9 protein-coding genes are annotated in these 9,024 nt (G+C 29.8%); all 9 read right to left on the bottom strand.

Annotated elements, in window-relative coordinates; genetic code table 11:
• On the bottom strand, nt 1-418 hold a 418-nt coding region (locus tag Q0370_RS00645), incomplete at its 3' end, for a single-stranded DNA-binding protein (RefSeq protein WP_299570691.1).
• 94 nt (nt 419-512) lie between these two features.
• Nucleotides 513-797, bottom strand: coding sequence for a 30S ribosomal protein S6 (rpsF, locus tag Q0370_RS00640; RefSeq protein ID WP_021744601.1), 285 nt, complete (start codon nt 795-797; stop codon nt 513-515).
• A gap of 155 nt (nt 798-952) precedes the next feature.
• A complete protein-coding gene (ftsZ, locus tag Q0370_RS00635) occupies nt 953-2,059 on the bottom strand; it encodes a cell division protein FtsZ (protein ID WP_147004737.1) in 1,107 nt (368 codons plus the stop codon).
• 61 nt (nt 2,060-2,120) lie between these two features.
• Complete coding sequence (locus Q0370_RS00630; protein ID WP_299570687.1) at nt 2,121-2,789, bottom strand: FtsQ-type POTRA domain-containing protein; 669 nt, start codon at nt 2,787-2,789, stop codon at nt 2,121-2,123.
• 99 nt (nt 2,790-2,888) lie between these two features.
• On the bottom strand, nt 2,889-3,743 hold the full coding sequence (murB, locus tag Q0370_RS00625; RefSeq protein WP_299570684.1) for a UDP-N-acetylmuramate dehydrogenase: 855 nt from the start codon (nt 3,741-3,743) through the stop codon (nt 2,889-2,891).
• A 69-nt stretch (nt 3,744-3,812) separates the two neighbouring features.
• Nucleotides 3,813-5,174 (bottom strand): UDP-N-acetylmuramate--L-alanine ligase, encoded by a 1,362-nt coding sequence (gene murC, locus Q0370_RS00620; protein WP_299570681.1) that lies wholly within the window; start codon nt 5,172-5,174, stop codon nt 3,813-3,815.
• Nucleotides 5,175-5,203: 29 nt separating this feature from the next.
• Entirely contained in the window at nt 5,204-6,256 is a 1,053-nt protein-coding gene (gene murG / locus Q0370_RS00615; protein ID WP_021744606.1) for an undecaprenyldiphospho-muramoylpentapeptide beta-N-acetylglucosaminyltransferase, read from the bottom strand.
• 29 nt (nt 6,257-6,285) lie between these two features.
• Nucleotides 6,286-7,425, bottom strand: a complete 1,140-nt coding sequence (locus Q0370_RS00610; protein ID WP_299570672.1) for an FtsW/RodA/SpoVE family cell cycle protein — start codon at nt 7,423-7,425, stop codon at nt 6,286-6,288.
• 40 nt (nt 7,426-7,465) lie between these two features.
• Nucleotides 7,466-8,845 (bottom strand): UDP-N-acetylmuramoyl-L-alanine--D-glutamate ligase, encoded by a 1,380-nt coding sequence (gene murD, locus Q0370_RS00605; RefSeq protein ID WP_299570670.1) that lies wholly within the window; start codon nt 8,843-8,845, stop codon nt 7,466-7,468.
• Nucleotides 8,846-9,024 lie beyond the last annotated feature (179 nt).

Genomic DNA, 9,024 nt, shown 5'->3' with positions numbered 1-9,024 from the left:
ATGGAAACTCTTCATCGTCATCCATATCATCGTTATCATTTTCAAATGAATTATTTTGTACTGGTTTGCTATTGCTGTTATTATTGTTAAAAGTCTGCTGTTGTTGGTATCCTCCACCATTACCTGAATTTTCAATAAATTCAAAACTATTTACAACAACTCTTGTCATTCTTCTTTTTTCACCGTTTTGTTCGTAACTGCTTACATTTAATCTTCCTTGAACAAGAATTTTATTTCCTTTTCTAAAATATTCTGCAATAGTTTCTGCTGTTTTTTCCCAAACAGTACAATCAATAAATTCTGCTTCATCTTTTGTTTTTTGTACAGCTAATGTAAAATTGGCAAATGCTTTCCCTCCTGAAGTATATTTTAACTCAGGATCTCTTACCATTCTTCCCATCAGTATTACTACGTTCATAAATTTTCCCCCTATTTTAATATTTTTAACATTTAAAATAACAAAACCTCAAATTTTTATAAGTTTAACCCTCTTATAATAACGCTATTTTAAATTAGTCATTTTTAACAATCATGTATTTTAAAATTGATTCGTTAATGTTTAATTTTGATTCGATTTCAGTAAATTTAGTTCCATCTGCTTGGAATGTTGTTAAAACATAGTATCCATTTTCTTTTTTCTTAATTGGGTAAGCTAATTTTCTATCTCCCCAAATTTCTGTTTTAACTTCAGTTGCTCCAGCAGCTGTCAATGTTTTTTCTACAAATTCAACTCCAGCTTGTTTTTCTTCATCTGTCAATTGTGTAGACAAAATAAACATAATTTCGTAATTTCTCATTTTCTTTCTCCTTTCCTATGGCTTTTTAGCCCTACTTCTGTAAATAGAGCAGGTCTTATTATTATACCAAAAAAGTCCAATAAAATCAAGTCATTTTCAAAAATATCGAATATATTTAAATAACTTTAATCATACTAGACTATTTTTATTAATAATTACTCTTCAAAAAATGGTGGTAATACAAAATCAATATCATCTTCTTCTTTTTCATAATTATCTTCTTCTTGATAATCATTTTCTTCAAGATTTTCTTTAGTATCATTTTCTGTTTCTTCTTTTTCTTCAGATGGAGCAAACCTAATTGTATTTGAATTATCAGCTGTCAAAAATTCTTCTTCAAAGTCTGTTGCTACTAGTGATACACTTATTGTTCCTTCTAATTCAGGTTCCATAATATAACCCCACAACAAGTTAGCTTTGTCATGTCCAGCTTTTTCTGAAATTGTTTGTGCAACTTCTTGAATTTCTTGTAATCCAATATCTGGTCCTGCTGTAACGTTTATTAGAATTTTTCTTGCTCCTTCGATAGATTTTTCCAGTAATGGACTGTTTAATGCTTGAGCTGTTGCACTCTTAGCTTTTTCGTCGCCATTTGCTTCTCCAAATCCTAACATTGCAATTCCAGAATTTTGCATAATAGATTTTACATCTGCAAAATCCAAATTTACAATTCCTTGCTTTGTAATCAAGTCAGAAATACCCTTTATTCCCATTTTAAGAACTCCATTTGCTTCTTTAAAAGCATTCATTAATGAAATATTCATTCCAGGTATCTCAAATAATCTATCATTAGGAATAGCAATCAAAGTATCTACATTTTCTTGTAAATTATCAATACCTATTGCAGCGTTATTTTTCTTTAATGGTCCTTCAAATCCAAATGGTTTTGTTACAATAGCTACAGTTAAAATCCCCATTGCTTTTGCTACTTCAGCAATAATTGGAGAAGCTCCTGTTCCTGTTCCTCCACCCATTCCAGCTGTTATGAATAACATATCTGTACCTTCTAGCACTTCTTTTATTTTTTCTTCAGATTCTTTTGCGGCAATTCTACCTTTTTCAGGATCTGCTCCAGCACCCATTCCTTTCCCTAAAAGTACTTTTATAGGTGCTTTTGATCTGTCTAAATCTTGCTGATCTGTATTTATTGCTATAAAATCAACAGTTGTTATATTACTCTCAATCATATCATTTATTGCATTTCCACCTGCTCCACCTACTCCTACTACTTTCAGTTTCGCTGCATTACTAAAGTTATCCATTTTTTCTTTGCTACTTATGATTATTATAACTTATTTAAAGTAGCTTCTCCTTTCCTTTTTTTTACGATTTCACAACAATATCTATAAATCTCAAATCCATAGAGATTACTGGACGTTCTTTTCTTAGTCTTTCGTATAATTTGTATGCATCATTGTATTTTTTTTCTGTAACTAATGTATCTGTTATTATTCTTACATTATTAGTAAGAAGTATTTCATAATTTTTTTCAGATTGTCTTATCTCTGAAATCATAGCATAAAAATCTTTATTTTGTATTTTAGAAAGTATCGTTTTTATCTCTTTCAAACTTTCATCATTTGTGTAATTTATTACAGGGATATTTTTGGCTGGTTCTTCTAAAATATCACCATATATATTTAAATCTTTATCTGCTAAAAATGTTTCATCTCCTTTTTTCACATATACATAAGGTTCTCTCTCTTCTAAAGTGACCACAATTTTACTTGGAAAAAGTTTTTTTACTGATACTTTTTTTACTCTTACATCAGCTTTTATCCTCTTTTCAATCTCATCAGTATTTAAATATACAATATTTTTGCCTTTCATCTGTTCAAGTTGAGTTACGATATCTTGTTTTAGTAATTTAGATTGACCTTCTACCAAAACTTCCTGAACTTTGAAGTAGTCTGTATCAATAAATCTTTTACCAAAAAACATCATTCCTGCTAATAAACACAACAAAATCAATACATTAATCGACTTTTTCATATTAAAACTCCATTTTTTCTATTATTATACACTTTTTTTTGATTTTATTCAATATATTAACATAAATTTATTTTAATTTAATAGTAAAATTATTTATAATTAACTTTTTAAGACGATAATTTCTGTTTCTAATTTTACTCCAAATTTTTCAAAAACTACTTCCTTTACGTGTTCAATAACTGAAATTATATCATTAAATGTTGCATTTCCCAAGTTTGTAACAAAATTTGGATGTTTTGGCGAAATTTCCACATCTCCAACTCTATATCCCTTTAAACCAGCATCTGAAATTAATTTTGCCGCAAATGTACCTTCTGGATTTTTAAATGTACTTCCTAAATTTGGTAAATCTAATGGATGTTTTGTTTTTCTTTGCTCCCTTTTGTCCTGTGAGGCAGCCTTATCAAATCCAAAACCAAATTTAAACAAGGCAGAGATTACAATCCATTTATTTTCTTTTATTTCAGTGGTTCTATATTTAAAGTTCAAGTCCGTTGTCTTAATTTTTACAATTTCTCCATCATTTTTACAAACTTCCACTTCTTCAATGCAGTCAAAAATCTCTGTTCCATAAGCACCGCCATTCATATTTACAAGACCACCCACAGATCCTGGAATACCAGTAATATTTTCTAGCCCTGAATAATTATTTTTTTCCATAAAATCTATCAAATCATCCAAGTCCAATCCAGCTTCCACTCTTACCAAATCATAGTCACCTTTTTTTTCTTCAACTACTATTTTTTTTAATCTTTTTAACGATAAAAAATTTATATCTAAATTTCCATCATTAATAAGAGTGTTTGTTCCATTTCCTAAAAGAAAAATATTATTTCTAGTTTGTAAAACTTCCTTTAATTCATTTTTATCATCTATGAAAATAAGCTCTTTTGCAGTTCCGCCAACTTTCATATTTGAATATTCCTTCATCTTGGCATTTTTTATTATTTCCATTCTTATTTCATTCTCACTTTCTACGAATCTTTATATAAAAATTTCAGTTATTCTGCAATATTAGTTATTCTAACCGTCAATTTCCATCTTTTTCAAGTCATCGGCAATCTCATGAGCTACCCTTGATACACTTCCAGCTCCCATAAACACATATGTATTTCCACTATTTCTGTCATTTTTTATAATGTCTTCTATTTCTTCCTGAGTTTGTACTCTGACATTCCCTCCGATTTTTTCTGCAAGTAATTCTGAACTTACGCCATAAGTATTGTCTTCGCTTGCCGCATAAATTGGAAGTAAAATCAAGTCATCGGCATCTTTTAATGAATTTACGAAATCATCGAAGAAAAATTTTGTACGGCTGTATCGGTGAGGTTGGAAAATTACAGTTACTTTACCTTTTTCAGTATTATGTGCGGCATTAATTGTTACTTTTACTTCTGTTGGATGATGTGCATAATCATCAATTATTCTCAAATTATTGTCATAAATAACTTGGTATCTTCTGTTTGCACCTTTAAATTTAAAGATTCTCTCTTTTACTTTTTTCATATTACATTTAAACTCGTGAGCAAAGTAAATCACTGGAAGTGAGTTTGCAACATTATGGTTTCCAGGAATGCTCAAACTAAATGTTCCTAAATCTTCACCTTTTTTTATAACCTCAAAACTTGTTATTCCATCTTCTACTCTTATATTTTTAGCATAAATATCAGCTGTTTCATCTTTTATGCTATACCATACTACATTTTTATTTTTTATATTAAGACCAACTTTTTCAACTGTATCTTTACAAAGTATAGCTATTTTTTCTGTACTATCAATAAACTGTTCAAATGATTTCTTTATATTTTCAAAAGTCCCATGATGATCCAAGTGATCAGCTTCGATATTTGTTACAACAGAATATTTGGGTTTTATGTACAAAAATGAATTATCGCTTTCATCAGCTTCGGCAATAAAATATTCTGAATTACCAATCTGGCTGTTGCTGCTTATTTCTGGAATAATCCCTCCAACCACTATAAACGGATCCTTTTCCAAAAGTGCCACGCTCATCATTGAGCTTGTAGTAGTTTTTCCATGAGTTCCTGCTACAGCAATTCCATCAAATCTATTCATTATTTCAGCAAGCAATTCTCCCCTTTTGACTTTTTTTATATTATTATCTACAATATATTTATATTCAGGGTTTGTTTCCTTAATCGCTGTTGAATATACAAACAAATCTATTCCTTTATCTTTCACATTTTCTTCTACTTGTCCAATATAAACTTTTATTCCCATATCTTCCATATCTTGTGTTACAGACTTTCTTTCCAAATCTGAACCTGCCACATTAAATCCATCTGCTGCCAAAATTTTTGCAAGTCCACTCATCCCAATTCCGTTTATTCCGCTAAAGTATACATTATTCACTTTTATTAGCATAATTTCCTCCAAATTTTCTTTTCCTTAATTTATTTAATTCCCATTTCATTTACTATTATTTCTGCTGAATTACCTTTTTTCAATGTTTTTACATTTTCACTCATAAATTCCAGCATTGAGGCCTGACGCACTATTGATAATGTTTCGTCTATTGCTTTTTCTACTGTTTCATTTGTAAATATTTTTGCACCATTTACATATTCCAGTACATCTGCATTTTCTTTTTGTCCAACAAAATCATATGGAATCAATACTGATGGTTTTTCAAGCTGAATAAGTTCAGAAATTGTAGAAGCTCCAGCACGGCAGATTACAATATCAGAAGCTGCCATCAGCTCCGGAACATTTTCAAAATATGGCTCAACTACTGCTGTTCCAAAATCTCTTATTCTATAAGTCGATGCTTCATAATTATCTTTTCCAGTTGCCCAGAACAATCGTATTCTTCCATCTTCTGTTATTGTTTTCCATTTTTTCACAATAGCTTCATTTATATTCTTAGCTCCAAGACTTCCACCTATAACAAGAATAACTCTTTCATCATCTTTTATTCCAAGTTTTTGTCTTTCTTCCTGCTTATTTTTCCCATAAAACTCTTCTCTTAACGGATTTCCGGTCACAACAAATTTACTTTTATATTTTTCCTTAATGCTTTCAAGCGTATTTTCAAAAGCAATAAATACCTTCTTTGCACCTTTATAAAACCATTTGTTAGCCTGCCCCATGGTATGATTCTGTTCTTGCAGATAATACGGTATTCGTAGCACATTAGCTGCTATTAACACTGGTATTGTTATATAATTTCCAAATGCTATAATTTTTGTAGGTTTTTCTTTTTTTAGCAATTTTATTGCACTTATTGTTGCCGTTATCATTTTAATTACTGATTTAACACTTCTTAATGGCAACACGTCAAGTCCTATAAATCTAAAATTTTCATTTGGAACAATATCTTTTTCCATTCTATGTTTTGTCCCAATAAATAATGTATCTATACCTTTTTCTCTAACTTTTTTTGCGATTGACAAGGCTGGATAAATATGTCCACCTGTTCCTCCTGTAGTAAATACTACTTTTTCCATTGTTTTATTTTACCTCTCATTATATTTTTTTACATCATGTAATCAATTTCATTCAGTTCATCCAACTTGCTTCCCATTTCCTGCTTATACAAAGCTCTTATTATATTGTAGACGACTCCTAGCATCATCATTACAGCTATCATTGTACTTCCTCCATAACTCATCATTGGAAGCGGAATCCCTGTAGAAGGTATTAACTGGCTCGCAACTGCTACATTTCCAATTACTTGCGTTGCAATTATCATAAAAATTCCAGCTAAAAGATATTTTGCATATAAATCTTTTATTTTTTTCAAAGCAACTCCAATTATTACTAGTAAAGCAGCATACAACCCTAATAAAAATACTACTCCTAAAAATCCATTTTCTTCAGCATATCCTGAAAAAATATAATCCGTGTGTATTTCTGGAAGAAATCCGTACTTTTGCAATCCATTCCCATAGAATTTTCCAGTAAGTCTACCGTTAGCTATGGCTATTAATGATTGTGATGTCTGAAATCCAATATTTTTTGAAGTGTGTGCCGCAATTCTGCTTGCCCTATATCCTACTTTCATCACACTAAACCATCCTGCAATTCCAGTCAATATCGCATAAAAGCCAATTACTGAAAATTTTATTTCTGAAACAAGTAAGTAGGTAAAACCAATTATAGCAATTTGAGCTGTATTACTAAATGATTTTTCAAAAAAGACAAGAATTATATATATTCCAGTAGTTATCATTAAAACTAAACTTGTTTCCCAAGGAAATTTTTTTATTTTATTTCGGGTTTTAAAATTATAAACAAGAGCCGAAAGTACAATAATCAGTATTAATTTTGCAAATTCTGAAGGCTGTATAACTACTCCCATTCCAAGGTCAATCCAACGTTTTGCCCCATTTACAGTTTTTCCTATTACTAGTACCATAACAAGCATAATAATTCCTGTTCCGTATAGATATTTTCCTATTTCCCTGTATTTTTTATAATTAAGATTGGCTGTGAAAATAAATCCTCCCCAGCCTATAACTAGCCATATTGTTTGCCTTAACAAAAAATAAGATGCTTCTCCATATTCATTTTGTGCCTTTGGAAAACTAAGGCTTGCCATTGTTATAATACTCAATGCAGAAAGTATTAAAATTACTACTATAAATGCTGTTCCCAATATCTTTTTACTGTTCAATTTTTTCTCCTAAATTACATTTTTTTCTAAAAAATAAAAATTATTTTCCTATAATTTTTTGTGTCAATTCCTTAAAAACTTTTCCTCTATGTTCAAAACTCTTAAATTGGCAAAAACTTGATGTTGCAGGTGAAAACAGTACTGTCTGATTTTGTGAGAAATCCACATTTTCCTTCAAGTAATTTAGTACATTTTCAACTGTTTCTAAATTTTTATAATTTTTATATCCAATCTTTTCCATACCGTCAATTAAAATCTGAGCATTATCTCCAATTAAATAGACAAAGTCAACTTTCTCCTTAACTCTTTCAATCAAAGGCATATTATCAATTTTCTTATCATCTCCACCAAGAATCATAATAATCGAATTATTAAATGAATCAATTGCTTTTAATGTTGATTCTACATTTGTTCCCTTAGAATCATTAATAAACGTTGTATTTCCTTTCACAAAAAAGTTTTCAAGCCTATGTTCAAGAGCATTCGTTGATTTTAAAAATTCAGCTAATTTTTCATTTTTTACATTTAATATTTTTGCTGAACTTATCAAAAATAACATATTTTCCAAATTATGTCTACCTTTTAATGACAATTCTTCAGTTTTTAACAAAATTTCTGAAATTTCATCAATTTTTTCACCAAAATTCTGAATTTCATCAACCCGTTTACTCAAATCCTTCATTATACGAATATTATTTTCATAAACAAAAACTGTACCTTTTGTTTCTTTACTCAAATATACTTTTTGAGCCTTTATTTTCTCCTTTATCTCATTTCTTTCATACAGTTCTGCAAAAACTTCATCATCCAGATTAATCAATGCAAAGTCATCATCTGTCTGCTTATCAAAAATTGCAAACTTTGTAATATAATAATCTTCCACCGAATTATATCGTGTCAAATGATCTGGAGTTAAATTGATTATTCCAGCGATATTTGAATGAATTTGCGGATTATTTTCCAATTGGTAGCTACTAAGCTCCAGCACAATATAATCCAGCTCTTCTTCATCAGCCACCAGTTTTGCAAATGAAAAACCTGCATTCCCGGCAAGCTTTGCACGAAATCCAGCAAAGTTAAGTAATTCTGCCATTTTAGTAGATGTAGTAGTTTTTCCATTTGTCCCAGTGAACGAAATAATTTTTATATTTTTATCCACATATTTATAAGCCAAATCAATTTCTGAAATAATCTTAACACCTTTTTCCTTGGCAACTTTCAAAAGTTCTGCCTTCCAAGGAATCCCAGGACTTTTTACTATGAATTCAACCTTTTCCTCATTCAAAAGTCTTATTCCCTCTGCCGATGGCATTGCAACCTTATCATCTATCAAATACACTTCATATCCATTTTTTTCTAGCAATTCCTTAGCACCAAGCCCACTTAACCCAGCACCAAATACAATTCCCTTTTTATCCATGTGATTTTTTCCTCTCTTTAATTTATACAATTTCATAAATGTTAATTAATCCTAAGTATTTAACTAAACAGTTTTTCTATTTTAAAAATGTTTATTAATAACTTTTTTATATATTTTAATTTTTTTAACGTAAAACTTTCTTATAAAAGAAAAATAGAACTCGCTTTTAAATAAAGGCT

It is taken from the genome of uncultured Leptotrichia sp. (assembly GCF_938036635.1).
GTDB lineage: Bacteria > Fusobacteriota > Fusobacteriia > Fusobacteriales > Leptotrichiaceae > Leptotrichia > Leptotrichia hongkongensis.
The sequence above is the reverse complement of the archived record's forward strand: the minus strand, read 5'-3'. Positions and strand labels throughout refer to the sequence as shown.

Coding starts and splice junctions, on each gene's coding strand:
- murG (WP_021744606.1), bottom strand. CDS start 6,256: ATGGAAAAAGTAGTATTTACTACAGGAGGAACAGGTGGACATATTTAT.
- murC (WP_299570681.1), bottom strand. CDS start 5,174: ATGCTAATAAAAGTGAATAATGTATACTTTAGCGGAATAAACGGAATT.
- rpsF (WP_021744601.1), bottom strand. CDS start 797: ATGAGAAATTACGAAATTATGTTTATTTTGTCTACACAATTGACAGAT.
- murB (WP_299570684.1), bottom strand. CDS start 3,743: ATGGAAATAATAAAAAATGCCAAGATGAAGGAATATTCAAATATGAAA.
- ftsZ (WP_147004737.1), bottom strand. CDS start 2,059: ATGGATAACTTTAGTAATGCAGCGAAACTGAAAGTAGTAGGAGTAGGT.
- murD (WP_299570670.1), bottom strand. CDS start 8,845: ATGGATAAAAAGGGAATTGTATTTGGTGCTGGGTTAAGTGGGCTTGGT.
- Q0370_RS00630 (WP_299570687.1), bottom strand. CDS start 2,789: ATGAAAAAGTCGATTAATGTATTGATTTTGTTGTGTTTATTAGCAGGA.